Raw genomic sequence first — 25,470 nt, forward strand, 5'->3', positions numbered from 1 at the left:
GCATCCTTTAATTCTGGACTATAGTTCATAGTGAAAGCTCCCTTCCTGTGATAGCTATATACTACCACAAAAGTAATTATCTTTCACTGACAATTATCCTAACACACAGGGTAATGTAACACTTTCCGTTTGCGGCTGTGCGCCATTCGTATTTATCATATTTCACCCAGTTGGAACTGGATTTCTGAAAGATATTCTTCATAGTAATTCGTTTCTTCATAAAAACTATTACTATCATAGCATGTCTATATGCATATTTAAACTTCTTTTTTACGATTCTCCCGATTATTTTTCTTTCGTTTCTTTGCTTCTTCCTTTGCGAGCTTTTCCTGCTCTCTGGCAATTCGTCTTACCACAACACCGATTTCCTTTAAAAGAGCCCTGACAGAAAAGTATTTCAACGAGCAGTTAGAGCGCATCCGTGAGATTCGTGCCAGCGAAAGAAAGTTCCATCAGAAGATCACCGCCCTGTATGCCACAGCCATTGACTATGACAAAAATTCTGCAACAACGAGAAGCTTTTATGCGACCGTTCAGAATAAAATGCATTATGCAGTTCATGGACATACAGCAGCTGAGCTGATCGTGGAAAGAGCTGATCACACAAAAGAGCATATGGGATTAACCACCTGGGCAGATGCACTGGAAGGAAAGATCAAGAAGAGCGATGTTACGGTTGCGAAGAATCATCTGAGTCAGGATGAAATGAAGCAGTTGAATCGTATGGTGACGGCATATCTGGATTTTGCTGAAAACATGACGTTGCGGCATATTCTGCTTACAATGCAGGACTGGGAAAAGAGGCTCAACAATTTCATTGAAATGTTTGACTATGGTATTTTACAGGATGCGGGTAAGGTGTCCGCAGAAATTGCAAAGCTTCATGCTGAGACAGAATTTGAAAAATACCGTGTGATTCAGGACAGATTGTTTATGTCTGACTTCGATAAATTTATGCTGGAATTAGAAGAAAGCGCAAAGAAACAATGACCGGATACCAGGTCGAGACGGTGAAATCCGGCAACTCAACTCCCTGCGAGTGTATGGCCAATCAGTGGTTAGAGCGGAAGGATTGTGTAGAAGTTGAGAGGCATTCACTGTCTTAACGGTCGAGACAGTGGCAGGCGGCAGCAATGTAAAAGTGCCTAGCATTATATAGGTAGAAAAGGCCTTAGCTTTTCGTCAATGCTGTCAATGGCTGTTGCCTGCGATGCTCGGATGACCGCGGCAATGTTAAGCTGGAGCTGTGCCTGATAATTGCTTTTGTTACCAAGCATTTGACTGATGGCTTTTCAGCCTGTTCTGGATCGATGACTAAATTGCCATTTGCATCCTTCGTATAACCAAGGAAACAATTGTGATTAATTTGTACCTTGCATTGCTGGTACCACCAAAGAGAAAACGGTAGGCGCTACCATTGGTGTTGTTAGTAGGCTTGTCTCTGGAGTGAAAATCCCTGATAAAAATCCCATAAATATTCCTTTCTGCCGCAAGGGGCGTATAAAATTCAAAGTTTCGTCATAAAATAATCAATGCAAATGCTTGCAATCGCAAGCGAAAACAAATATAATAAAGAAAAAGGAGGCGATACTATGGCAAATACATCCGCTGTTTACGCAAGAATAGATACCAATCTCAAGGATAATGCTGAGAGCATTCTTTCTCAGCTTGGCATTTCTCCATCCAGTGCAATTCAGATGTTTTATAGCCAGATTGTACTGAAGAAGGGTATGCCATTTGAACTGAAACTTCCTTCTTCTAAGCCATTAGCTGTTGGTGCAATGACAAGAGAACAGCTTGATGCAGAACTCCAGAAGGGTGTTGATTCCATCAAAGCAGGAAAGGTATATTCTGCAGATGAAGTCGATGCAGCACTTGCAAAGGAGTTTGGCATATGACGGATAGCTACAAAGTCGGCTATTCTGTTGAGGCACTTGACGATTTGCGTGAAATTTATTCGTACATTGCGAATGAATTCCTTGTTCCGGAAACTGCTGCCACTCAGTTGGGGCGCATTCGAAAAGAAGTTCGTTCATTGGATTTCATGCCAGCCCGTTATGCGTTAGTTGAATGGGAGCCTTGGCATTCAATGAAAATGTATCAGCTTCCAGTCGACAACTATATTGTGCATTATCTGGTCGATGACGAGGAAAGGGAAGTTACAGTAGCTCGAATATTGTACGGTGGCCCTGATATCGAAGGAATTATAAATTCAAATAAGTAACTTGGAATGGAGCTTTTGCGTAAAAACAAGAACTCCATTTTTATATGATAAAATTTCCCTTTCATCGTAGACAGAAGCGACGGTATTGTTTCAACAACGGTGGTTCCGTGCTCACAACAAAGCAGTTCTTTGCCAAGGTGCAGAACAAAATGCATTATGCAGTTTATGGCCATACGGCAGCAGAATTGATTTATGAGCGAGCAGATGCGGATAAGCCACACATGGGCAGCAGCACCGAAAGACAAGATTGTAAAAAGTGATGTGAGTGTTGCGAAGAATTATCTTTCTGAGCAGGAAATACGTTCATTAGAGCGTATCGTTTTGGCATAGCTGGATCTGGCAGAGAATCGTGCAGAACGTCGCGTTCCGATGACGATGGAAGCCAGGCCATTAGTTAGATCTAAAAATAGCCGTTGCTCTGTTTGGATAGGAAGAACGGACAAGGTTGAGGAGATGGTGGTTCCTCGCAAAATTTGACTTTTATGTCAGAATCATTATTTTAGTAAATTATTAAGTTCAACTGGAAGCTAAAATATGTTATGATCTAAAGGCGAAACATCACAAAAGCAAATATCTTAACTGAATAAGTTGCATAATCATTCATACGAGGAGGATACCCCATGTTATTTATAAACTACCCCAAATGCTCCACCTGCCAGAAAGCAAAGAAATGGCTGGACGCACATGATATTACCTATACAGACCGTCATATTGTAGAGAATAACCCTACTTATGAAGAGCTGAAAGAATGGCACCAGAGAAGTGGTCTGCCATTGAAGCGCTTCTTCAATACAAGTGGCCTGCTCTATAAGGAAATGCAGCTGAAGGAAAAATTGCCGGGAATGAGTGAAGAAGAACAGTTGCAACTTCTCTCCACCAATGGTATGCTAGTAAAGCGTCCTCTGATCGTGAGGGAGGACACGGTTCTGACTGGCTTTAAAGAATCCCAGTGGGAAGAAACGTTACTATAAGATAGGAAAATTGCTAAAAGCTAAAAAATGCTAAAAGTAAAAAACTACAAAAAGCTAAAAACTAATGGAGAGAGAAGTTTATGTTAAATCAGTTTTCAAGAACCCAGCTGCTTCTTGGTGAGGATGGCATGAAAAAGCTGGCAAATGCCAGAGTGGCTGTATTTGGCATTGGCGGTGTTGGAGGATATGTGTGTGAGGCTCTGGTACGAAGCGGAGTTGGCTCTTTTGACCTGATCGATGATGACAAGGTCTGCCTTACCAATCTGAACCGCCAGATCATTGCGACCCGCAAAACAGTGGGAAAATATAAGACAGATGTTATGAAAGAGCGCATGTTGGAAATCAATCCGGATGTGAAGGTACAGACGCATAAGTGCTTTTTCCTGCCAGAGAATGCAGATGATTTTCCATTTGAGGAGTACGATTATATTGTAGATGCCGTGGATACGGTAACGGCGAAGATTTCCCTTGTTATGAAAGCAAAGGAAAAAGGTGTACCGATCATCAGTTCCATGGGAGCAGGAAATAAGCTGGATGCAAGCCAGTTTAAGGTAGCAGATATTTATAAGACAAAAGTGTGTCCGCTTGCCAAGGTTATGCGGCGGGAACTGAAGAAGCGCGGTGTGCGCAAGCTGAAGGTTGTTTATTCAGAAGAAATTCCTACAAGACCGATCGAGGATATGTCTATCAGCTGCCGAACTCATTGTATCTGCCCGCCAGGTGCCAAGCATAAATGCACAGAGCGGCGTGATATTCCCGGAAGTGTGGCGTTTGTGCCATCTGTTGTGGGACTGATCATCGCAGGCGAAGTGGTGAAAGACCTTTGCAAAGCCTGAGAATCAGCGATCTTATTCTACAAAGAATGACAGCCATAGACGTCTATAATTGGTTTGCGTCTGTGGCTGTTATTGTATGTGGAGCGAATCGTAACTCCGAGGATGTTTTTATATGTAGAGGTTTTACAGGCAGAAAGGGAATCCTTACTTGACTAGGTGGTTTTTTAGTGATATATTTTTAACGTAAAAACAATATTTACTTCAAAATACAAGTGAAAAAGTTGGGAAAAGGCTCTGCAGAAACTCCTTAAAATGAGGATTATGCTCTAAAACGTGACGATTATGCAGATTTTTCCAAAAATTGAAATTTTCTGTTATAATAAAAAAGTCAAGTACAAGGAGGCTTTGGGAGAGCTTTGGTAAAAAGAATTACCATATGTGATGACGTTGAGGTTGAGCGTTTTGTGCTGAAACGTCAGTTAAAAATGTACTTTCAGACAAATGGCGGGGAGGTTGAGATCCAGGAGTATGAATCTGGTGAAAGTCTCCTCGCAGATGTCGAAGATGGCTATGTATGGTCAGATCTTATTTTTCTTGATATTTATATGGGTGATCTGAACGGAATGGACACTGCCAGGAAACTGCGCGACCTGGGAGTGGAGGCACCCATAGTATTTCTGACAGCTTCGCCGGATTTTGCTCTGGAGAGTTACGAGGTAGAAGCGTCTGGTTATCTGTTGAAGCCTGCAGATGAAGAGCAGACCGCCGCGATTTTACGCAAACTTCTGAAACCTGATCTTCGTAAACGCATTTCTGTGAAATGCAGAAGACAGTACCGTTATCCATTTGTGGATGAAATTTTATATTTGGAAAGCGACCGGCATGTTGTGACTTTGCATATGCTGGATGGTTCAGAAATCGAGACGACACAGAAACTGGGAGAGCTTGAGAAACAGATAAAGGATTCCAGCTTTTTGCATTGTCATCAGAGTTATCTGGTGAATATGGCACACATTGTAGATGTACAGGAAGATTTTGTTCTTAGAAATGGAGATTGCGTACCGATTCGTGTGAGAGGACGCAAAGATGTGCTGGATACATATAATGAATATTTTGAAAAGTATTCCGCTTTGACTGATGCTTGAAAAATTATTCCCGTAATTGTCAGATAGAACAGGCAGGAAGTGAACAAACTTAAGGTTCGTTTCCTGCCTGTTTTATAAATTTTTGAAGACTGTGCGAAAAAGTGAGGCGTGAAGATTGCAGAAAGCCTTTTTCAAACAGGCTCTAGTCTCTGGCAAACAGATCCCGTGTATATACTTTATCTTTTACATCATCCAGAATCTTATCATATCGGTTGGCCAGAATACACTGGCTTTTTTCTTTAAATTCTTCCAGGTTATTTATGACCCGGCTTCCGAAAAAGGTGGAGCCATTTTCAAGAGTTGGCTCGTAGATAATCACAGTGGCTCCTTTGGCTTTGATCCGCTTCATAACACCCTGGATGCTGCTCTGGCGGAAGTTGTCCGAATTACTTTTCATGGTAAGGCGGTAAACGCCGATGACCACCTCTTTTTCCATATCAGACTGATAAAGATTATCTTCGTTATAGCTGTAATATCCTGCTTTTTGAAGCACCTGGTCAGCAATGAAATCCTTCCGGGTACGGTTACTCTCAACAATGGCAGACATCATATTCTGGGGAACATCGTTATAATTTGCAAGAAGCTGCTTGGTATCTTTGGGCAGACAATATCCTCCGTAGCCAAAGGAAGGATTATTGTAATGGGTTCCGATTCTGGGATCCAGACATACGCCGTTTATGATATCACGGGTATTCAGTCCTTTCATTTCCGCATAAGTATCCAGTTCGTTAAAATAAGAAACCCGAAGTGCCAGATAAGTGTTGGCAAAAAGCTTCACAGCCTCAGCCTCAGTGAAGCCCATAAACAAAGTATCGATGTTTTCTTTCAGGGCGCCCTCCTGAAGAAGCCCGGCGAAAGTGTGGGCAGCTTCTTTCGTATGGTCATCACAGGAAACAATAATCCGGCTTGGATAAAGATTGTCATAAAGAGCCTTTGATTCCCTGAGAAATTCCGGGCTGAAGATAATATTTTCATTGTGGAACTTCTGGCGTACAGATTCGGTATATCCCACAGGAATGGTAGATTTGATCACAATGGTAGCAGTAGGATTAACCCTGGTGACAAGGCTTATGACCGCTTCTACAGCGGAAGTATCGAAATGATTCTTTTTGCTGTCATAATTAGTCGGGGTAGCTACAACTACAAAATCAGCTTTTGCATAGGCTGCTTCCCCGTCAGTAGTGGCGTATAAATCCAGATCTTTTTCTGCAAGATATTTCTCAATATAGTCGTCCTGGATAGGCGATTTCCGCTTGTTGATCAAAGCGACCTTTTCTGGAATTATGTCAACTGCAGTGACATGGTTGTGCTGGGAAAGAAGAACTGAAATAGAAAGTCCTACATAGCCGGTGCCTGCAACTGCAATATATTTATTCATGGTAAGATCCTTTCTTAAAAAAATCTAAAATCTTGAAAAAAGAGTTTAAAAATTCATTTTTTGTGCTACAATATATCCCACTGACTGAGGAACAATCTGCGGTATCGAATTAATGGCAAAAGATTTTTTGCCCCCTAATATCATAACATGGAGAATTGCAAAATGCAACGTGACCGTTTAATTGCAGATTGGGGAAATGAAAATTTTGCAGAATAATTTATTTGGCGGATAGGTCACATTGACGAAATAGGTCACGCTTTGGAGGCGGATTCGTTCTTGCTCACAGAGTGAATAGTAACGCTGGTTTTGAATTGTAATGAAAGAAGTTTTTGACAGGAGGAATCACCTATGTGTACAGCTGCAACTTATAAAACAAAAGATTTTTATTTTGGAAGAACCTTGGATTATGAGGTGTCATATGGAGACCAGGTGGTGATCACACCGAGAAATTATATATTTGATCTGCGTTGTGGTGGTCAGCTCAGAAACCATTATGCTATGATCGGAATGGCTTGTGTGATGCAGGATTATCCGCTGTATTATGATGCGGTTAATGAGAAAGGTCTTGGAATCGCGGGACTTAATTTTGTAGGTAACGCCCATTATAAGAAGCCTGTAGAGGGGAAAGAGAATATTACCCAGTTCGAACTGATCCCATGGATACTTGGAAAGTGTGCGACGGTGAAAGAGGCCAGACTTCTTCTGGAAAATATGAACCTGATTGATACTCCGTTTATGGAAAATCTGCCGGTTGCCCAGCTACACTGGATTATTGCAGATAAGGAAGAATGCATTACTCTTGAATCTGTGGAAGAGGGACTGAAGATTTATGAAAATCCAGTTGGTGTTCTCACAAATAATCCACCTTTTAATTATCAGATGTTTCATCTGAATAATTATATGCACCTTTCTGTGGAAAATAGAGAGAATACTTTTTCCAGGAACCTGGATCTGAACCAGTATAGCCGTGGAATGGGCGGTATGGGACTTCCTGGGGATCTTTCCTCCCAGTCGAGGTTTGTGCGTGTGGCTTTTGTGAAAATGAATTCCCTGTCAGGAGAGTCGGAAGAGGAAAGTGTGAGCCAGTTTTTCCATATTCTTGGCAGCGTAGACCAGCAAAGAGGCTGCTGTAAACTTGGCGAGGATAAATACGAAATTACGTTATATACTTCCTGTTGTAATACAGACAAGGGAATCTACTATTATAATACTTATGACAATCACCAGATCAGTGCAGTAGATATGCATAAAGAAGATCTGGATAGCGACAAGCTGGTTTCTTATCTTCCTGTGAAAGGCGAAAAGATTTGCATGCAGAATTAGGTCTGTCCCAAAATCAATCTTTTTTATTGCAAATTATAAATTTAGTGCTATAATTGACTATCATAGATTCAGATGGCGGATTCATATGGGTTCGCCATTTTCTATAAAATAACATTGGCACTCAAATGACATGAGTGCTGATAACATCAGGAGGAAACATGTATGATCACAATACCAGTTTATGAACTTCTTCTTTTACCGGAAGTTACATTTTTCTTTAAAAAAGATATGTTTCCGGAAGGCAGAATCAAAGAACAGAATATTGGAGAAGAAATTCTCTTTGTTTTACAGAAGAAAGAGATGGCTTCTGAGGAAATTTCCATGGAGAATATTTTCCCTGTGGGTGTGATGGGAACCATTGAGAGTATAGATGAAGAGGGCAGCATCAAGGTTACCACGAAAAACAGAGTACAGGTAACTGCTGTGGAATATGCAGATGGTGTAGTACAGGCAGAGGCGGTAGATCTGCCTGATATCCAGGACATTTCCCCAGAGGAAGAGAAAGCGAAATTCGATAAGATCAAGAAAGAACTGATGGATTTTGCCAAAGGTTTTCAGTGGGGCGTGTGGGTACGCAGCATGATCTATCATTGGAAGAGCTATCCGGAAGCAGTAAGTGCGCTTGCCGGTTATATGAGCCTTTCCTGGGAAGAAAAGTATCATATTCTTCAGGTGGATTCCAGAAGAGAACGGCTGAGACTGATGAAGGAAGCTGTCTATGAGCTGATGGAGATTTTCCGTGTCAGCGAAGAGGCGGAGACTGCCCAGAAGAATTCCAATGAGAAGGTTTACCGGGAATCTGCAATTAAGAAGCAGATTGAGTTTCTTCAGAACCAGCTGGATGAAATGCATCCGGAGAACATTTCGGATGTACGCCGTTTTGAGAAGAAAATCCAGGAGTCTGGTATGAATGAGGAAGCACGCCGCGAAGCGGAAAAAGTGCTGAACCGCATGAAACAGGAGGGAAAAGACAGTCACGAATATGGTATGCTGTACGATTACCTGGACTTTGTTACCACTCTTTCCTGGAAAAACGAGAAACCAGCTGAGATTGATTTAAATGAGGCAGAAGAGATTCTGGATGAAGATCATTATGGATTGAAGAAAGTGAAGGAAAGAATTATCCAGCAGCTTGCAGTTATGTCATTAAATAAGAAGCAATCTGGTTCTATCCTGTTATTTGTTGGCGCACCTGGTACTGGTAAGACCAGTATTGGACAGAGCATTGCACGCGCTCTTCACCGCAAATATGTACGTATCAGTCTGGGAGGAATCCGGGATGAGGCAGAGATCCGCGGACACAGGAGAACCTACATAGGTGCCATGCCTGGGCGTATCATGGAAGGAATGAAACGAAGCGGTGCTTCCAATCCGGTAATGGTGCTGGATGAGGTAGACAAGCTGGCGAAAGATTACGGTGGAGATCCGGCTAGTGCCCTTCTGGAGGTGCTGGATCCGGAGCAGAATGGAAGCTTTACGGATCACTATATGAATGTGCCATACGATCTTTCAAATGTATTGTTTGTATGCACAGCGAATTCCACAGATACCATTCCTGAGCCGCTTCTGAACCGTATGGAAGTGATCCAGTTCCCGGGATATACAGCAGTGGAGAAATTTCAGATCGCCAGAAGACACCTCCTTCCCAAAGCTATGAAAAGCATGGGAATCAAGGCACAGAATCTGAAGGTGACAGATGAGGCAATCCGCCGTATTATTGAAGAATATACAGCAGAAGCAGGTGTCCGTGGCCTGAAAAAGCAGATGGATGTGCTTTGCCGGTATGCAGCTGTAAAATTGGTAAAGGGTGAGCAGAAGAGCATTACAGTAAGTGAGAAGCGCGTGCCGGAGTTCCTTGGACATGGTATCCATCATGAGAAAATCCTGGAAAATCCAGCACCTGGCGTAGTGACAGGTCTTGCATGGACCAGTGCTGGCGGAGAAATCCTGTTTATTGAAACTTCATTTACAAAAGGAGATGGAAAAGTAATCATCACTGGACAGCTTGGGGATGTAATGAAAGAATCTGCCCAGATCGCCATTACACTTGTAAAATCTCTTTATCCGGAATTTGCAGATAAATTTAAAGAAAATGACCTTCATATCCATGTACCGGCAGGTGCTGTTCCAAAAGACGGACCTTCCGCAGGTATTACACTGGTGACAGCACTGTCCTCATTGGTAACGGGTAAACCAGCACCAGCAGAGATCGCAATGACAGGGGAGGTTTCTTTAAGAGGCGGAGTTATGCCAATTGGCGGGCTTCCGGAGAAGCTGATGGCTGCCCAGAGAGCTGGGGTAAAACATGTATTTATTCCATATGAAAATGTGGATGACCTGGAAGATGTGGCAGAGGAAGTGAAGGAAAAACTGGAAATCACACCGGTGAAGAAGGTGCAGGAGGTTCTGGCGCAGGTCCTGCAATAAAAAACATGTGCTAGAGCGTGTTTGAAAAATCATTCCTGCAATCTGCACGCCCCACTTTGCGGGAGATTTTGCCCTCTTTCAGTCAGCGTAGCCCGCTACGCCTCCCTCAATCGGACAAAATCTCCCACAAATTGTGACGCACATCTTGCAGAAAGCCTTTTTCAAACACGCTCTAGAATCTTGATATATAGCAAAATTGACAATTAAAATTACAAAAGTAAGAAAAAGTATGCTATAATGTGTTTACAAATTGAAAGTCAGACTATAACCCACACAGAAAGTTGGAGGTAAGGTTATGAAGAAAGGCAAATTATTAGCTACGCTGCTTTGCAGCGCATCAATGGTTATGGGAAGCATGGTTCCGGCGGTTCCGGCTATGGCAGATGCCATGAAGGTCGTTACACTTGGCGCAGATCTTTCAGATGCCCAGAAGAACACCATGCTGAAATATTTTAAAGTTGATTCCAATCAGGCACAGATCATCTATGTTACCAATCAGGATGAGAGAGATCATCTGAGTGCATATGTTCCACTGGAGCAGATCGGTACCAGGACAGTAAGCTGTGCATATGTGAAGCCAACTACTTCTGGCGGCATTAAGGTCCGTACTGCAAATCTGAACTGGGTTACCTGTAATATGATCGCAAGTTCCCTTTCTACATCAGGGGTTACCAACTGTGAAGTTGTTGCTGCCTGCCCGTTTGAGGTATCCGGCACAGGGGCACTTACAGGCATCCAGATGGCATATGAGACTGCCAGTGGACAGAAGCTTGATGAGACGAAGAAAGAGATCGCCACTGAGGAGATGGTGGTTACCGGCAATCTTGCAGATTCTGTAGGACAGAATGATGCCACCACTGTTATCAATCAGGCGAAGATGCAGGTTATTGCAGACAATGTACAGAATGCAGATGATATTTATAATATTGTTGTAAATATTTCTAATAATAATAATATTTCTCTTTCTGATGATGAGATCAATACTATTGTGAATCTGCTGAAGCAGATCGCAGAGCAGGATTATGATTATTCTGAAATGCAGGAAACCCTGGAGCGTGTAAATGATAACGTGACAGGCCAGGCTGATGAGAGTGCAGATTCCAGTGAGGAAGATCCAGACAGCATTGTAGATAATGTGGATCAGAGTGCACTTGGTGATAATGTAATTGAGAGCTCAACAGAGGATCCAGGTCTTGCTGAGGAGATTGGTGCCACAGATGGTTCTTCTGATGAGAACTGGGAAGAGTTCCCGGCTGGTGATGAGACTGACGAAAGCACTGATGGTAGTATTGATGAGAGCACAGATGAGAATACAGATGGAGACATCAGCGAAGTTGGCGGTACAGACTCCTCTGATGAGATCACAGATGTATCCCAGCTGGCTACAGATTTCCTGGATGATGATGCGAAAGCAAAATTCGATCAGGCGAAGACCTTCTGTAAAGGTGAGTATGAAGGAGATGAGGATGCCCTCTACGAAGCAATGGGCGCTGATGCTGCTTCAACAGTAACACTGGATTCTGACACTGCAAATAAACTTTCCATCAAGGTTCTCCAGAAATATCTCGGAATTCTCGGAAACGGAGCAGTTTCCTATGAGACAGATGGAACAGAGAAATATATGACTCCAGAGCTGAATATGCTGGATAAAGAGCTGAAGAAGCTTTTCGGCATTGATGTAATCGATGATGGTACCTCTTCTGATGGTGTTGATATTCTTGGTGATGCTGTTTCCTCTGAAGATAAAGAGACTCTGTATACAGATACCATGAAGTTCTTCGAGAAACTGTATGGAGAAGCTACAGATACTTATGATAGTACCGATGGTTCTGGTGATGTGACTGTAGATGACAGTGCAGCAGATGAGGTGGGAGATACCTCTTATGATGAGGAAATCCCTGCTGAGGATTCCGAAGAATAATTGCAGAAGCAATGTCTGATGACAGAAAATGAATAATGTGACATAGACCTGGGTGCAGAGAAGGATACACGTATCGTGTGATCTTGCTCTGCACCTTTTTTTACATGCTTTAATGTGAAACTGACCTTATAAAAAACTTTGAAACTGTCTATTGAAGACATGCCAGTATACGGGTAAGATAAGGACTAATCATTAAGGAACTTTTTATTGTTCCGGGAAAGAGAGAGAAACTTATGAATAAACAGAATTCTACAGTTATGAAACTCGCAGAGACTGCTCTTCTGGCAGCACTTTGCTATGTGTCCTTCACATTTTTACAGATTAAGATTCCGGTACCAGGTGGAGATGCCACTTCCCTTCATATTGGAAATACTTTCTGCGTACTTGGCGCGCTGCTTCTTGGTGGCTGGTATGGCGGTCTGGCAGGTTCTATTGGTATGACCATTGCAGATCTTATGGATCCGGTTTATATTACAGGCGCACCGAAGACATTTGTGCTGAAACTTTGCATCGGCCTTGTGACAGGTCTTGTTGCGCATAAGATCGCGAAGATTAACGAAACAAACGATAAGAAATATGTATTTAAATGGAGCCTGATCGCTTCTATTGCAGGTCTGGCATTTAATGTAATTGCAGACCCGATCGTTGGATATTTCTACAAACAGTATATTCTTGGACAGCCACAGGAGGTTGCAAGCATCCTTGCCAAGTTAAGTGCTGGTGCTACTTTTGTAAATGCAATCGTGTCTACTATTCTTGTGGTGATTCTTTACAATGCTATCCGTCCAGCTTTAATTAAAGGAAATTTGATTGATGTACATGTGGCAGCTGGAAGTGCGAAATAATAAAGTCGATTTCAGAGTGCTGAATTTTTAGAGTGATGTCTGTTAAACAGACATATCCGTTTGGAAAATAAGTGAAAGAATGATAAAAAAGGACTCCTGGACAGGAAAACTGTCGGAGTCCTTTTTTTGCATTATAATGTTAGGGTTAAAGGATTTTGGACTCCTGTTATATTGTAAATTTATAAAATTTTAAGATTAATGAAAATTTTGTGACTTTTGTCTGGAACCTTTGGAAAAGCTGGTAAATTGAGGCATTGTGTGCTACAATGTTACCTAAATCGCAAAACATAAGGAGAATTGTTATGAGTCTGGCAGTAGTAACCCTGAAAAAGGGAGAGGGACGGCTTTTAAAATCCGGCGGTATGTGGATTTTTGATAATGAAATAGCTTCTATTATGGGAAGCTTCGTAAATGGAGATATTGTACTGGTTCATGATTTTGACGGATATCCCTTGGGAAGAGGATTTATCAATACGAATTCCAAGATTGTGGTACGTCTTCTTTCCAGAGATGAGAACACTGTGATTGATGAGGAATTTTTCGGGAAAAGAGTGCGGGATGCCTGGGAGTATCGCAAGAAGGTGACAGATACTTCAAGCTGCAGAGTGATCTTTGGAGAGGCGGATTTCCTTCCGGGCTTCATTGTGGATAAATTTTCAGATGTGCTGGTGGTACAGTCACTTGCACTTGGAATCGACCGCTATAAGGAAATGCTGGTAGAGCTTCTGAAGAAGGTACTGGCAGAAGATGGAATCCAGATTCGGGGCGTTTATGAGCGAAGTGATGTAAAGGTCCGTAAGCAGGAAGGCATGGAACCATATAAAGGATTTATCGGCGAAGAATTCCCGACTCTGGTAGAAATTGTGGAAAATGGTGTGAAATATCAGGTGGATGTAAAAGATGGCCAGAAGACTGGATTCTTCCTGGATCAGAAATACAATCGTCTGGCGATTCAGAAGCTTTGCAAGGGTGCGAGAGTTCTGGATTGCTTCACTCATACCGGGTCTTTTGCACTAAATGCAGGCTATGCCGGCGCGAAGGAAGTAACAGGAGTAGATGCGTCACAGCTGGCAGTAGACCAGGCTACAGCCAATGCGGCTTTAAACGGACTTTCTGATTCTGTGAAATTTATCTGTGAGGATGTATTCGATCTTCTCCCGGAGTTGGAGGAGAAAGGGGAGAAATATGACGTGGTCATTCTGGATCCTCCGGCGTTTACCAAGTCAAGAAGTTCCATTAAGAATGCGGTGAAGGGATACCGTGAGATCAATCTGCGTGCTATGAAGCTGGTTAAAGATGGCGGTTTTCTTGCCACCTGCTCCTGCTCCCATTTCATGGATTATGAGCTGTTCACCCAGACCATTGGACAGGCTGCGAAGAATGTGCATAAGCGTCTCCGCCAGGTGGAATACCGTACCCAGGCACCGGATCATCCGATCCTGTGGTCTGCGGATGAGTCCTATTATCTGAAGTTTTATATTTTCCAGGTATGTAGTGACAGATAGATACGAAACGGACATGTCTGCTTACGCGGACATTACTATGAATGAAAGTCGATTGCGACCTGCCATTGGCGCTGCCGCACAGGACTTTCATAGTAAGAAAATGAGAAACCTGTCAGAAAGTCAGACAGGAACTGAAGAAAGAAGGCATTTTATTGAAAGAAAAATTTATGAGGTTTATGCAGGGGCGTAACGGAGTAGATCAGTTTTCCAGATTTACGATGGGAGTGGCATTGGTAGCGATTGTGCTTACGTTGTTTACCGGAACCAGAAGTGGAATTGGGCCATTTCTGGATCTGTTTGGGATGGCTGCAATCGTATATACTTATTTCAGGATTTTTTCCAAAAATATCTCCAAACGCTATCAGGAGAATCAAAAGTATTTACAGTATTCAGCTAAATTCAGAGTGCGTGTAGATAAAGAGAAGCAGATACTGAGACAGCGTAAAGACTATCATATCTATACCTGTCCCGGGTGTGGCCAGAAGATCCGTATTCCAAGGGGCAGCTTCAAGAAAGTGGAGATTGAATGCCCTAAGTGTCATACGAAATTTATAAAGAGGCGCTGATATGTTTGGATATATCGTAATGAATAAGCCAGAAATAAAGATGAAGGATTTTGACCTGTACAGATCCTTTTATTGTGGACTTTGCAGGGAACTGCGTGAGAGATATGGGATTTCCGGTCAGATTACGTTAAGTTACGATATGACCTTTGTGATTCTGCTTCTTTCTGGCTTGTATGAGCCGAAGACATATAAAGGTACTACCAGGTGCGTTCTTCATCCGGTGAGAAAGCAGACAGTAAGAAAAAATGTTATGACAGAGTACTGTGCGGACATGAATGTGATTCTTACTTATTATAAATGTCTGGATGACTGGAATGACGACAGGAAGTATGTTAAGCTTGGCTATGCTAAGCTGCTTGAGGGGAAAAATAAACATCTTTTAGAACAGTACCCTGGTAAGGCAAAGCGAATCGTAGAGCTTTTGGATGAGCTTTCCGCCTTGGAAAAAGAAGGGGAAACAGATATTGACAGGATGTCCGGAATTTTTGGACATATTATGGAGGAGATTCTGGCCTGCCGGCAGGATGAGTGGGAGAGAAGCCTTCGCAGAATGGGCTTCTATCTTGGAAAATTCATCTATCTTCTGGACGCATATGACGATGTGGAAGAGGATGTGAAAAATAACGATTACAATCCTTTCGCAAAAAAATATACAATGGAAGGGTTTGATGAGGAAGTACGTCAGATTCTCATGATGATGATGGCGGAAACCTGTAGAGAATTCGAGAAGCTTCCTATTATTAAATATGGGGATATTCTTCGGAACATTTTATATTCCGGCGTGTGGTGCCGCTTTGAGGAAGTGAGCAGGAAACGCAGGGAAGAACGGGAGAAAGAACATGTTGGATCCATATAGCGTACTGGGAGTTTCCCGAAATGCGACAGATGAAGAAATAAAAAAGGCATATAGAAAGCTGAGCCGGAAATATCATCCGGATGCCAATATCAATAACCCTAACAAAGATCAGGCTGAAGAGAAGTTTAAAGAGGTACAGCAGGCATACGAACAGATCATGAAAGAAAGGGAGTATGGAAGTACCGGAGGTTCTTCTGGCGGCTATGGCAGCTATGGATATGGTGGGTTTGGCGGCTTTGGCGGACAACAGCGTCAGAGCACTTATGAGGATGAGGAGAGCGTCCGCAGGCGCGCTGCAGCGAATTTTGTCCAGAGCGGGCATTATCAGGAGGCGATGAATGTGCTGAATTCCCTTTCCCAGAAAAACGGAGAATGGTATTATCTTTCTTCTATGGCAAATATGGGTTTGGGAAATAATGTAAGGGCGCTGGAACACATCCGAGAAGCAGTGAGGCTGGAGCCGGGAAATCAGCAGTATCGTATGCTGTTGAACCGGATGGAAGGCGGCGGAAGCTGGTATGAGACACAGCAGGGACCATTTGGTGGGATGCCGGTAGCTGGTGATGATATGTGTCTGAAGCTTTGTCTGGCAAATGCAGTTTGCGGAATGTGTTGCCCGGGTAGCGGGGTACTTTGCTGCTGATCTGGGTAAAGAACATATTGGAATATTTTGTAATTAAAAAATAATTGACAAGAAAACTGAGACGTATTAAACTGTTAAAGCGTGAAACAGATATAGATACCGCAGGGATAGCTTTAAAGGAAGCCAAAGAACGGTGTGCGGTGGTATAGGAGGAATCAGATAATGAGTATTCGTATTGGTATCCTGGGATATGGTAACCTGGGACGTGGAGTAGAATGTGCAATCAAACATAACCCTGATCTGGAACTGGTAGGAGTATTTACCCGTCGTGATCCTGAGACAGTTCAGATCCTGACCAAGACAGCTAAGGTGTATTCCGTAGATGATGCAGAGAAGATGAAAGATCAGATCGATGTCATGATCCTTTGCGGAGGAAGTGCTACTGATCTGCCAGAGCAGACTCCGAAATATGCGCAGTGGTTTAATGTGGTAGACAGCTTTGACACCCATAAGAAAATTCCAGAGCACTTTGCAAATGTGGATAAAGCAGCTTCTGAGAACGGACATGTTGGTATTATTTCTGTAGGCTGGGACCCGGGAATGTTCTCCCTGAACCGTATGTATGCAAATGCAATCCTGACGAACGGTAAAGATTATACATTCTGGGGAAAAGGTGTAAGCCAGGGACATTCTGACGCTATCCGCCGTATCAAAGGTGTAAAAGACGGTAAGCAGTACACAATTCCGGTTGAATCTGCACTGGAGGCTGTAAGAAGTGGTAAGAATCCGGAGCTTACGACCAGAGAGAAGCATACAAGAGAGTGCTTTGTAGTAGCAGAGGAAGGCGCTGATCTTGCAAGAATCGAAAACGAGATCAAGACAATGCCGAACTACTTTGATGAATATGATACCACAGTACATTTCATCTCTGAAGAAGAGCTGAAACGTGACCATAGTGGAATTCCGCATGGCGGTTTTGTGATTCGTACAGGTAAGACTGGCTGGAATGATGAGAACAGCCATGTGATCGAATACAGTCTGAAACTTGATTCCAATCCGGAGTTTACTTCTTCTGTGATCGTAGCTTATGCAAGGGCTGCATACCGTATGAACCAGGAAGGACAGAAGGGCTGCAAGACCGTATTTGATGTGGCACCTGCATATTTAAGTGCCCAGAGTGGAGAAGAATTAAGAAAACATCTGTTATAATTTCTGATAGGCATGTAACAGACGAGAAAGAGGATAGTTTCTGTATTTGTATGGAGACTGTCCTTTTTTGCTATAGGAATTTGCATGGCTCTGAATGGTTACCAAAATATTGTGCAAATCTTACAGAGTTTTACTTTGATGTTGACGGTAAGCTTAATCTGTAATATAATAAACTACATAAAGATGTAACAACTTTGTAAAACTTGTGACAAAAATAACGAAAACAGTTAAAAAGGAAGGTAAGTATGCAAAGCAAATGCAAAAAGTTCAGATTATGGAGTGTTATGCTGCTTATGATGCTCATGGCAGCCGGCTTTACATGTCATGCTACATCACATGAAGTACAGGCAGCGAAGAAGACAGGCTTCCGTACAGTAAATGGAAAAACATATTACTATAACTCAAAGGGAAAGAAAGTAAAAGGCTGGCTGACCTTAAACGGAAAGAAATATTATTTTAATAAATCTACCGGAGTCCAGGTAAAAGGCTGGGTAAAGGACAGTAAGGGAAGAAAACGTTATTTCACCAGCAAGGCGGGTGTCATGGTAACGGGCTGGCTGAAAAATTCCAAGGGCCAGAGAAGATATTTTGCCCCATCCACAGGATATATGAAGACCAAGTGGTTGAAGCTGGGGGGAAAGACATATTACCTTTATTCCAATTCAGGCGTTGCAGCCACCGGATTTGTGAAAGACAGTAAAGGAAATACCCGTTACTTCTCTAAGACAGGAATCATGGCCAATGGCTGGCTGACCAGCTCATCAGGAGTGAAGCGGTATTTCCAGACTACTTCATCCACAGCTACCAATGGTATTATGGCGGTCGGATTTAAAACAATTAATAATGTTACATATTATTTCTACAGCGGCACAGGAGCGATGGCTACCGGCTGGGTAGAGAATAAAGACAAAGGAACGAAGTATTACTTTGATAAGTCTACCGGTGCAATGTATACTGGTATCCAGACCATAGACGGAGTGAAATACGAATTCTCCAGCACAGGTATCTGTCTGGGCGAAAAGAAAGACGATCCGCTTCCGAGTACCAATACTGGCAGCAAGACGATTAAGAATTATCTGCTTGGAGCTCTTCAGCCAGTTGGAAAAGCACTCTATGTATGGGGCGGCGGTTGGAATGATTCCACAAGAAAAGGTCTGAGCCAGACCATGACAGACTGGTATAATAAGTGGTCCTCTAATCCATCTGGGTATAATTACAATAATTATCGTGATCTTTCCACATCAAATAGAGCGAAAGGCTTTGACTGCTCTGGCTTTGTTGGATGGTCTGCTTATCAGGTGATGCAGACAAAGTCTGGAGTTGGATATGGATATACAGTAGTATCTGGTGAAATCGGCAGCTATTATTCAGGAAAAGGCTGGGGAAGTATTGTCAGCCAGTCCTATCTGTCCCAGAATGGCTGGACATTGAAGCCTGGTGATATTGGATATAATGATGGTCATACCTGGATCGTTATCGGACAGTGCAGTGATAAGAGCGTTGTAATCGTGCACTCCACTCCACAGGCTGGTGTACAGATCTCTGGAACAACGACCCCGACTGGCAATTATTCCAGCCAGGCAGTGGCGTTGGCGAAGAAATATATGGCTATGTATGCTGGATATAATATTTTTGATTATCATACATCTGTCGGAAATTACATTCGTAATGGTAATTTCCTTAGATGGAACAGCAATGTACTCTCAGATCCAGACGGTTATGGTAATAAGACCGCAGATCAGATCTTGTATGACCTGTTTGGAAAATAAAGAGTATATAAGAAGCCGGATATAACAACTTATAAAAACATGAAAGAATCAATATAAGAAAGGAAACCTGCATAAGTGTGGGTTTCTTTTTTTGATGGATACGAAACTAAATGTTACGAAATGTTACAGAAATTTAAAATTTATTGCAATTTAGGGTTGAAATCTTTTCAAAGGTGTGCTAATATGTAGCAAGGTTGAAGAAAATATTGCAAACATATTACAAATTGAGCTATTTAGATTATCAAAAAGATTAACGAGGGTGATGAAACATGAAGAAAAGAATTGTATGTCTGACACTGGCAATTTTAATGTGCGGCTCACAGACAGTCGGAGTAATGGCTGACCGTGAGAGTGACTTAAGAGAAGAGCAGGCTTGGACAAGCCAGCAGCTGGATGCTACATATGAGCGTATGAGTGCTTTGTGGGAGCAGAAACAACAGCTTGAGAGCCAGATCGAATCCTTGAATTCTGATCTTGTAAATGTAATGGTTTCCATTCAGACTCTTGAGAATGATATCGCTTCCAAGGAAGCAGAGATTGAGAAAACAAAAGGCGACCTGACGAAGGCACAGAATGCGAAAGATAAACAGTACAGTGCCATGAAGAAGCGTATCCAGTACCTTTACGAAAAAGGTGGGAACAATGCATGGTTCCAGATGATGCTTAATGCGGATAACCTTGCAGACCTTCTTACCAGAGCAGAGTATACACAGCAGATGTATGAGCAGGACAGAGAGAGCCTTCAGAAATATGCAAGAACAATTGAAGAGGTTCAGAAGCTGGAGAGCCAGTATGAGCAGGAGAAGGCTGATTTCGAGACTATGAAAGAAGAGTACGAAGCACAGCAGTCCAATCTTCAGTATCAGCTGGATGTGACCCGTGCAAATAGCGCTGATTGTGAGAATGAGATCGCATATGCACAGCAGCAGGCTACCGAGTATGCAAATCTTCTGGCAGAGCAGCAGGCTGAGATTGAGCAGCTTGAAGCAGAACGTATCGCAGCTGAAGAAGAGGCAAGACGCCAGGCTGAGGTAGAGGCTGCCGCAGCAGCTGCAGCACAGGAGGCGGAAGAGAACGGAGAATATGATGATTCATCAGAGAATGTTGAATATGACGAGGATGGAAATGTTATAAGCGGTTCTGGTGATAGCTCTTCTGATGGTTCTTCCGATTATGAATATGATGAGTATGGCAATGTGATCGATACAGAGAATACTGTAGACTATGATTCCTCAGAGACTTCTTCAAGCTCATCTAGTAGTTCCAGCAGCTATTCTGGATCAGGTTCTTCTGTAGTAGATTATGCCACACAGTTTGTTGGTAATCCATATGTGTGGGGCGGAACAAGCCTTACCAATGGTGCTGACTGTTCCGGCTTTGTACAGAGCGTATATGCAAACTTTGGCGTAAGTCTTCCGAGAACTTCCTATGAGCAGCAGAACGCCGGATATGAAGTATCTTATGCGGATGCTCAGCCAGGTGATCTGATTTGTTATGGTGGACACGTTGCAATTTATATGGGAAATGGACAGATTGTACATGCATCTAATTCCAGAGACGGAATCAAGATCAGTGATAATGCTGCATACAGAACCATTACTTCTGTAAGACGTCTTGTGTAGTCTGAATAATTGAAAATATGGGCCCTTCCGGATTGATCCGGGAGGGCTTTTTGTAAAATACGATGTAAAGTTTCGGGACGTTAAAAAGGCTTTACACAGATTGTGATATACACCCTATGGAAATACCAAAGAAAAAGTCGTATAGTAATAAAAAGAAGATTTTCTAGGATGGTACAGGAAGGAGAAAACATGCTGAAAAAATATCTGATGAAAGAGGTTCCATACTTAAGAGTACTTGGCAGGACAAATGGAAGTCTGGAACCGGTCACTTTATTCTGGAATGCATCTGGAATTGAAATGAATGTGAGGGCAACAGAAATATGGGTCAAAGTATATTCTGATTACGAAATATTTGAGCCCTGGGTGGACATTATCGTGGATGGCGCCATAAGTCAGCGCCTTATGCTAAATAAAGGGGAGCAGCGGATCTGCCTTTTCCGCAATATGGAAGGTGATAAGGTTAGAAATGTAAAACTGCTTCGTGATACACCGGCATTTCCCACAGATGAAAAAACATTGCTTCAGGTATTAGAAATAGAAACGGATGGTGATTTTTATCCCCTTGAAGAACCAAGGTTAAAGATAGAAGTGATCGGAGACAGTATTACTTCTGGGGAAGGCGGCAGTGGTGCCGGGTCTGAGATGACCTGGAATTCATTTTGCTTTAATGCTGTGGATAATTATGCTTATATGGTGGCAAAAGAACTTGGCGCTGTGTATAACTGCATAAGCCAGAGCGGCTGGGGTATTTTCTGTTCCTGGGAAGGCAATGAACAGCAGGCGATTCCCTTATATTATGATCAAGTGTGCGGCCTTCTAAACGGAACACAAAATGAGCATCTGGGAGCCTTTGAAAAATGGGATTTTCAGAAATTCCAGCCAGATGTAATTATTGTAAATCTGGGAACCAATGATGGTATGGGCGCGAAGAATCTGGAAAAAGTGGAACGTGCAGCAGAGGAGTTTTTGAAAAAAATAAGAGCCTGTAACCCCAAAAGCTATATTATATGGTGCTACGGAATGCTTGGAGATGTAATCTTGCCTGTATTGGAAGAAGCAGTCCGGAACTATAAAGAAAAATCAAAGGATGAGAAAGTGGAATTTGTAAAACTTCCGGATACTTTTGCTGGTGAATTCGGATCGAGACAGCATCCGGGACATAAATCACATGAAAAGACCGCAAATGTGCTGATCTCTAAAATAAGAGAAATTACAGAAATACAAAAGTGAATTTCAATTTGTAAGACTAAATTTTGCTTAGAGGGTGGAATTTAAATTTGTGATTGAATCGTGATAAAAAAATAACAAAAATTTCCTGTGAAGGGTTGACAGAAGCAGTGACCGGTGGTACTATGATGTCAGTATAATTCCATATTGAACATATTAAGTGCTGACAGCTATGAGCTGGCAGAAAGAGGGAATCAGGTGAGAAACCTGAGTGATCCGGTCACTGTAACAGAGGAGCGAGTCTCAGAGTCCATTGTGCAGCTGCATGAGAAGGGGAGATGAAGCGATGATCCTGGAGCCAGGAAACCTGCTTGGTATGGCGAGGTTAAACTTCCGATGAAAGTGTAACAACCAGTTTTAGGGAATCCGCAGCCCTGAGATGTTGTCCGCTTTTATGAGTGGACATTTTTTATGGAATATCGCCTGTTCAGAAGAATTATACAGATTAAATGGCAGGCGATACTACTTCGGATGAAACCGTTCCCTCCGCGTATATATGAACGGATCATATTCTACCCCGGAGTAGCATCGCTCCCTCTTAGAAGTGATGATTTGAAATATTATGAGAATGTGAGACCGCGTAAGCGGTTATTTTTTTACCTTTTTATAAGCTTGGGTTCCGGCAAAATGTTGGAACCCGATAGAAGGAGAAGAAAATTATGGAAAAAAAATATTGGGAAGATAAAGAGTATTCTTATTTCAGTCATAAGAAATGTGAGTTTTTCCCCTGCCATAAAGGGGCGGATTCGGAAGATTTTAACTGCCTTTTCTGTTATTGCCCGCTTTATGCATTGGGAGATAAGTGCGGTGGAAATTTCCGCTACAATGAAAAAGGTTTTAAAGACTGCACCAATTGCCAGCTCCCTCACAAACGGAAAAATTATGGCTATGTGACCGGCAAATATCAGGAGCTGGCAGACCTTATGAAAAAAGTAAGAGAAGAGTAGTGCACCAGAGTGTGCATCTTGCAGAAAGCCTTTTTTAACACACTCTAGAGCCTGTTTGAAAAATCATTCCTGCAATCTGCACGCCCCACTTTGCGGTATATTTTGCCCTCTTTCAGTCAGCGTAGCCCGCTACGCTTCCCTCAATCAGACAAAATCTCCCACAAATTGTGACGCACATCTTGCAGAAAGCCTTTTTCAAACATACTCTAGCGTATGCTTAACATCATTTTCAATTTCGGAATCTGATTATTGAGAATCAGGCTTTCCGGAAACATTGCTTCGTGAACAAAATCAGCTGCATAAGTAAAATCACCGATGTGTCCCACGCCGTGACTGTCACTGGATAACACGATAGGAACCAGGTATTTGCGACAGTATTTCAGAATTTGTGCGCAGTTAGCACGGGTATCACCCCGGTATCCATATGGCGCAAGGGAGGCTTCGTTGATTTCCAGGATAACTCCATTGTCACTGGTAGCTTTTATGATTGTTTCATAATCTAAGTCATACTGGGTATTGTCAATGTGTCCAAGAATTTTTACTACAGGATTTTTCATTACATTAAGAAAAGCTGTGGTATTTCCCTCACAGGTCAGGGGACGGAAATTCTGATAATGCATGCTGGCAATGGCATAGTCTAATTTATCAAGCAGTTCCTGGTTTAGATCTACCGTTCCATTAATATCAAGAATGTTCAGTTCGATTCCATATAATAATTCCACTCCGAAGCGCTTCTTCGGGGAATAAGTCAGGCTGCGGAAATAAGATGAGGTACCGGCTGCAAGAGTTGCCGGCCCATGATCGGTGATTCCCAGCAGCTTCAGATTCTTCCGGGCAGCGGCTTTTGCCATGTCACTGATGGTACAGACTGTACCGTGACCGCTGGCAATGGAATGAGTGTGTATATCGGAAAGATACATAAAATCATCTCCTGTTATAGCAGGCAATGTACATGCCTGGAGTAGTAGCGTTTATCTCTGCATATGCGCAGAGATATTATTGATTTTAGTATGACAGAGCAGCAAATGACTGTCAACTGTAAATTTATAAAAACGAAAGAAAACAAATAAAAACAACATTAAAACACAGGAAAAACCACACAAAACGGGGGAATATATGTTGCATTTTGTTGACACTTTCGAAAGAGAACGTTATAATCGTATATATAGAAAAAGAAATTCTGAAAGCTTTTGACAGGAGGAAAAAATAGGATATACAGATAATATGTCTCCGGAAATGAAACAGCGTATCGTACAGGAACTTGTGCCTGGCAAGCAGATTTCCCTGGCGCATATCATTGCGAATCCGGATAAGATTCTTTATACCAAACTTGGGCTGGATCCATCCCTGGACTATTCAAGAGCAGCAATTGGCATTATGACGGTTAGTCCTGCAGAGACTGCTATCATTATGGCAGATATTGCGATGAAGTCTTCGGGGATCGAACTTGGATTTGTAGACCGTTTCAGCGGCAGCCTGATTATCACAGGTACGGTTTCTGAGGTGGAGGCTTCTACCAGCGCAATCCTGGACTATGTAGGAAATAAACTGGGCTTTACTTTATGCCCTATTACAAGGACCTGATAAAATATGAAGAAACTGGTTCTGATCGGCCGCAGTGAGGCTGGGAAGACAACCCTGACCCAGGCACTTCGCGGAGAAAAAATACATTATCATAAAACCCAATATGTGAATAATTTTGATGTGATCGTGGATACGCCAGGAGAGTATGCCCAGACCAAGGGGCTGGGGCACGCCCTGGCGTTGTATACATATGAATCCGATGTGGTAGGACTGCTGGTTTCTGCTATAGAGCCGTATTGCCTTTTTCCACCCTGTATTACCTGCATGGCGAATCGTGAGGTGATTGGAATTGTCACTAAGATTCATAATCCTGGCGCAAATGTGAAACTGGCTGCTTCCTGGCTGCAGCTTGCCGGGTGCAGGAAGATTTTTTATGTGGATTCTAAATTGCAGGAAGGAGTTCCGGAAATCCTGGAGTATCTCAGAGAAGAAGGGGATGTAATGCCCTGGGAAGAAGATGGAAAACCACGAAAAACAACATATTAACTCTCTGAAAATTCCACACAAAACAACACAAAACAACGGAAAAACCTTGACTTATGATGTGGAATGGTGTAAACTTACAACATAACCAAAAAAGTAACAGGCTAGC

Annotated in this window: 23 protein-coding genes, 4 pseudogenes and 1 riboswitch; of the genes and pseudogenes, 24 read left to right on the forward strand and 3 right to left on the reverse strand. The window is 42.5% G+C overall.

The features are described 5' to 3' along the window. Window positions 1-381: 381 nt before the first annotated feature. From rhuM (ACTQWB_RS13135) to ACTQWB_RS13165, 7 genes and pseudogenes are all read left to right on the forward strand, one after another. Window positions 382-990: pseudogene (gene rhuM, locus ACTQWB_RS13135) on the forward strand (RhuM family protein); the annotation flags it as partial. A 602-nt stretch (window positions 991-1,592) separates the two neighbouring features. Continuing rightward, on the forward strand, window positions 1,593-1,898 hold the full coding sequence (locus ACTQWB_RS13140) for a type II toxin-antitoxin system RelB/DinJ family antitoxin (RefSeq protein WP_441502031.1): 306 nt from the start codon (window positions 1,593-1,595) through the stop codon (window positions 1,896-1,898). Next, window positions 1,895-2,224, forward strand: a complete 330-nt coding sequence (locus tag ACTQWB_RS13145) for a type II toxin-antitoxin system RelE/ParE family toxin (RefSeq protein ID WP_441502032.1) — start codon at window positions 1,895-1,897, stop codon at window positions 2,222-2,224. Before ACTQWB_RS13140 ends, ACTQWB_RS13145 begins: the two co-directional genes overlap by 4 nt. A 113-nt stretch (window positions 2,225-2,337) precedes the next feature. Further along, window positions 2,338-2,551 (forward strand): annotated as a pseudogene (rhuM, locus tag ACTQWB_RS13150) (RhuM family protein); the annotation flags it as partial. A 293-nt stretch (window positions 2,552-2,844) separates the two neighbouring features. Then, window positions 2,845-3,195 carry an arsenate reductase family protein gene (locus ACTQWB_RS13155; RefSeq protein WP_441502033.1) on the forward strand — a complete coding sequence of 117 codons (351 nt, stop codon included), beginning with the start codon at window positions 2,845-2,847 and terminating at the stop codon, window positions 3,193-3,195. A gap of 80 nt (window positions 3,196-3,275) precedes the next feature. Beyond that, complete coding sequence (locus ACTQWB_RS13160; protein WP_441502034.1) at window positions 3,276-4,031, forward strand: tRNA threonylcarbamoyladenosine dehydratase; 756 nt, start codon at window positions 3,276-3,278, stop codon at window positions 4,029-4,031. 356 nt (window positions 4,032-4,387) lie between these two features. Beyond that, a complete protein-coding gene (locus ACTQWB_RS13165; protein ID WP_441502035.1) occupies window positions 4,388-5,116 on the forward strand; it encodes a LytR/AlgR family response regulator transcription factor in 729 nt (242 codons plus the stop codon). A gap of 142 nt (window positions 5,117-5,258) precedes the next feature. Here the strand turns inward: ACTQWB_RS13165 and ACTQWB_RS13170 are convergent, their stop codons facing one another. Beyond that, a complete protein-coding gene (locus ACTQWB_RS13170; protein ID WP_441502036.1) occupies window positions 5,259-6,494 on the reverse strand; it encodes a nucleotide sugar dehydrogenase in 1,236 nt (411 codons plus the stop codon). Between the two features lie 348 nt (window positions 6,495-6,842). Between ACTQWB_RS13170 and bsh the strand changes: the two genes are divergently transcribed. The 14 genes from bsh to ACTQWB_RS13240 all read left to right on the forward strand — a co-directional run bounded on the left by bsh (window position 6,843) and on the right by ACTQWB_RS13240 (window position 23,294). Continuing rightward, window positions 6,843-7,817, forward strand: coding sequence for a choloylglycine hydrolase (bsh, locus tag ACTQWB_RS13175; RefSeq protein ID WP_441502037.1), 975 nt, complete (start codon window positions 6,843-6,845; stop codon window positions 7,815-7,817). A gap of 162 nt (window positions 7,818-7,979) precedes the next feature. Beyond that, window positions 7,980-10,244: an endopeptidase La gene (gene lon / locus ACTQWB_RS13180; RefSeq protein WP_441502038.1), complete on the forward strand. Its 2,265-nt coding sequence runs from the start codon at window positions 7,980-7,982 to the stop codon at window positions 10,242-10,244. Window positions 10,245-10,265: 21 nt separating this feature from the next. Next, the gene (locus tag ACTQWB_RS13185) at window positions 10,266-10,451 is read left to right on the forward strand and encodes a DUF6783 domain-containing protein (protein WP_441502039.1); all 186 of its coding nucleotides are present in this window, start codon (window positions 10,266-10,268) and stop codon (window positions 10,449-10,451) included. 88 nt (window positions 10,452-10,539) lie between these two features. Continuing rightward, window positions 10,540-12,165: a DUF1002 domain-containing protein gene (locus ACTQWB_RS13190; protein ID WP_441502040.1), complete on the forward strand. Its 1,626-nt coding sequence runs from the start codon at window positions 10,540-10,542 to the stop codon at window positions 12,163-12,165. Between the two features lie 233 nt (window positions 12,166-12,398). Then, the gene (locus ACTQWB_RS13195) at window positions 12,399-13,010 is read left to right on the forward strand and encodes an ECF transporter S component (protein WP_441502041.1); all 612 of its coding nucleotides are present in this window, start codon (window positions 12,399-12,401) and stop codon (window positions 13,008-13,010) included. A gap of 302 nt (window positions 13,011-13,312) precedes the next feature. Continuing rightward, window positions 13,313-14,515 (forward strand): class I SAM-dependent rRNA methyltransferase, encoded by a 1,203-nt coding sequence (locus ACTQWB_RS13200; protein WP_441502042.1) that lies wholly within the window; start codon window positions 13,313-13,315, stop codon window positions 14,513-14,515. A 152-nt stretch (window positions 14,516-14,667) separates the two neighbouring features. Continuing rightward, complete coding sequence (locus ACTQWB_RS13205) at window positions 14,668-15,081, forward strand: hypothetical protein (protein ID WP_441502043.1); 414 nt, start codon at window positions 14,668-14,670, stop codon at window positions 15,079-15,081. Window position 15,082: 1 nt separating this feature from the next. Further along, complete coding sequence (locus ACTQWB_RS13210; RefSeq protein WP_441502044.1) at window positions 15,083-15,937, forward strand: DUF5685 family protein; 855 nt, start codon at window positions 15,083-15,085, stop codon at window positions 15,935-15,937. Further along, the gene (locus ACTQWB_RS13215; RefSeq protein ID WP_441502045.1) at window positions 15,921-16,580 is read left to right on the forward strand and encodes a J domain-containing protein; all 660 of its coding nucleotides are present in this window, start codon (window positions 15,921-15,923) and stop codon (window positions 16,578-16,580) included. The genes ACTQWB_RS13210 and ACTQWB_RS13215 overlap by 17 nt, the downstream gene beginning before the upstream one ends. A 162-nt stretch (window positions 16,581-16,742) precedes the next feature. Continuing rightward, window positions 16,743-17,729, forward strand: coding sequence for a diaminopimelate dehydrogenase (locus ACTQWB_RS13220; protein ID WP_441502046.1), 987 nt, complete (start codon window positions 16,743-16,745; stop codon window positions 17,727-17,729). 245 nt (window positions 17,730-17,974) lie between these two features. Beyond that, on the forward strand, window positions 17,975-19,498 hold the full coding sequence (locus ACTQWB_RS13225; protein WP_441502047.1) for an N-acetylmuramoyl-L-alanine amidase family protein: 1,524 nt from the start codon (window positions 17,975-17,977) through the stop codon (window positions 19,496-19,498). A gap of 269 nt (window positions 19,499-19,767) precedes the next feature. Next, on the forward strand, window positions 19,768-21,120 hold the full coding sequence (locus ACTQWB_RS13230; protein WP_441502048.1) for a C40 family peptidase: 1,353 nt from the start codon (window positions 19,768-19,770) through the stop codon (window positions 21,118-21,120). Between the two features lie 189 nt (window positions 21,121-21,309). Beyond that, window positions 21,310-22,350 (forward strand): GDSL-type esterase/lipase family protein, encoded by a 1,041-nt coding sequence (locus tag ACTQWB_RS13235; protein ID WP_441502049.1) that lies wholly within the window; start codon window positions 21,310-21,312, stop codon window positions 22,348-22,350. A gap of 138 nt (window positions 22,351-22,488) precedes the next feature. Continuing rightward, a riboswitch (cobalamin riboswitch) is annotated at window positions 22,489-22,676 on the forward strand. Between the two features lie 330 nt (window positions 22,677-23,006). After that, entirely contained in the window at window positions 23,007-23,294 is a 288-nt protein-coding gene (locus tag ACTQWB_RS13240; RefSeq protein WP_441502050.1) for a cysteine-rich small domain-containing protein, read from the forward strand. A 34-nt stretch (window positions 23,295-23,328) separates the two neighbouring features. Here ACTQWB_RS13240 and ACTQWB_RS13245 read toward each other — a convergent pair. Beyond that, window positions 23,329-23,472, reverse strand: a pseudogene (locus ACTQWB_RS13245) (DUF6783 domain-containing protein). Here ACTQWB_RS13245 and ACTQWB_RS13250 point away from each other — a divergent pair. Next, window positions 23,410-23,547 (forward strand): annotated as a pseudogene (locus ACTQWB_RS13250) (DUF6783 domain-containing protein); the annotation flags it as partial. The pseudogenes ACTQWB_RS13245 and ACTQWB_RS13250 overlap by 63 nt on opposite strands. Here the strand turns inward: ACTQWB_RS13250 and ACTQWB_RS13255 are convergent. After that, window positions 23,501-24,214 (reverse strand): phosphatase, encoded by a 714-nt coding sequence (locus ACTQWB_RS13255; RefSeq protein ID WP_441502051.1) that lies wholly within the window; start codon window positions 24,212-24,214, stop codon window positions 23,501-23,503. The pseudogene ACTQWB_RS13250 and the gene ACTQWB_RS13255 sit on opposite strands and share 47 nt — an antisense overlap. Window positions 24,215-24,518: 304 nt before the next feature. On the opposite strand from ACTQWB_RS13255, the gene ACTQWB_RS13260 reads away from it, so the two are divergent. Both ACTQWB_RS13260 and ACTQWB_RS13265 read left to right on the forward strand, forming a co-directional pair. After that, on the forward strand, window positions 24,519-24,878 hold the full coding sequence (locus ACTQWB_RS13260) for a BMC domain-containing protein (RefSeq protein ID WP_441502052.1): 360 nt from the start codon (window positions 24,519-24,521) through the stop codon (window positions 24,876-24,878). A 6-nt stretch (window positions 24,879-24,884) separates the two neighbouring features. Beyond that, window positions 24,885-25,364, forward strand: a complete 480-nt coding sequence (locus ACTQWB_RS13265) for a EutP/PduV family microcompartment system protein (RefSeq protein ID WP_441502053.1) — start codon at window positions 24,885-24,887, stop codon at window positions 25,362-25,364. Window positions 25,365-25,470 lie beyond the last annotated feature (106 nt).

It is taken from the genome of Blautia sp. HCP3S3_H10_2 (genome assembly GCF_052122375.1).
Taxonomy (GTDB): domain Bacteria; phylum Bacillota; class Clostridia; order Lachnospirales; family Lachnospiraceae; genus Blautia_A.

Coding starts and splice junctions, on each gene's coding strand:
- ACTQWB_RS13210 (WP_441502044.1), top strand. CDS start 15,083: ATGTTTGGATATATCGTAATGAATAAGCCAGAAATAAAGATGAAGGAT.
- ACTQWB_RS13235 (WP_441502049.1), top strand. CDS start 21,310: ATGCTGAAAAAATATCTGATGAAAGAGGTTCCATACTTAAGAGTACTT.
- ACTQWB_RS13155 (WP_441502033.1), top strand. CDS start 2,845: ATGTTATTTATAAACTACCCCAAATGCTCCACCTGCCAGAAAGCAAAG.
- ACTQWB_RS13255 (WP_441502051.1), bottom strand. CDS start 24,214: ATGTATCTTTCCGATATACACACTCATTCCATTGCCAGCGGTCACGGT.
- ACTQWB_RS13195 (WP_441502041.1), top strand. CDS start 12,399: ATGAATAAACAGAATTCTACAGTTATGAAACTCGCAGAGACTGCTCTT.
- ACTQWB_RS13260 (WP_441502052.1), top strand. CDS start 24,519: ATGTCTCCGGAAATGAAACAGCGTATCGTACAGGAACTTGTGCCTGGC.
- ACTQWB_RS13170 (WP_441502036.1), bottom strand. CDS start 6,494: ATGAATAAATATATTGCAGTTGCAGGCACCGGCTATGTAGGACTTTCT.
- ACTQWB_RS13220 (WP_441502046.1), top strand. CDS start 16,743: ATGAGTATTCGTATTGGTATCCTGGGATATGGTAACCTGGGACGTGGA.
- ACTQWB_RS13145 (WP_441502032.1), top strand. CDS start 1,895: ATGACGGATAGCTACAAAGTCGGCTATTCTGTTGAGGCACTTGACGAT.
- lon (WP_441502038.1), top strand. CDS start 7,980: ATGATCACAATACCAGTTTATGAACTTCTTCTTTTACCGGAAGTTACA.
- ACTQWB_RS13140 (WP_441502031.1), top strand. CDS start 1,593: ATGGCAAATACATCCGCTGTTTACGCAAGAATAGATACCAATCTCAAG.
- bsh (WP_441502037.1), top strand. CDS start 6,843: ATGTGTACAGCTGCAACTTATAAAACAAAAGATTTTTATTTTGGAAGA.
- ACTQWB_RS13215 (WP_441502045.1), top strand. CDS start 15,921: ATGTTGGATCCATATAGCGTACTGGGAGTTTCCCGAAATGCGACAGAT.
- ACTQWB_RS13240 (WP_441502050.1), top strand. CDS start 23,007: ATGGAAAAAAAATATTGGGAAGATAAAGAGTATTCTTATTTCAGTCAT.
- ACTQWB_RS13265 (WP_441502053.1), top strand. CDS start 24,885: ATGAAGAAACTGGTTCTGATCGGCCGCAGTGAGGCTGGGAAGACAACC.
- ACTQWB_RS13190 (WP_441502040.1), top strand. CDS start 10,540: ATGAAGAAAGGCAAATTATTAGCTACGCTGCTTTGCAGCGCATCAATG.
- ACTQWB_RS13200 (WP_441502042.1), top strand. CDS start 13,313: ATGAGTCTGGCAGTAGTAACCCTGAAAAAGGGAGAGGGACGGCTTTTA.
- ACTQWB_RS13225 (WP_441502047.1), top strand. CDS start 17,975: ATGCAAAGCAAATGCAAAAAGTTCAGATTATGGAGTGTTATGCTGCTT.
- ACTQWB_RS13160 (WP_441502034.1), top strand. CDS start 3,276: ATGTTAAATCAGTTTTCAAGAACCCAGCTGCTTCTTGGTGAGGATGGC.
- ACTQWB_RS13230 (WP_441502048.1), top strand. CDS start 19,768: ATGAAGAAAAGAATTGTATGTCTGACACTGGCAATTTTAATGTGCGGC.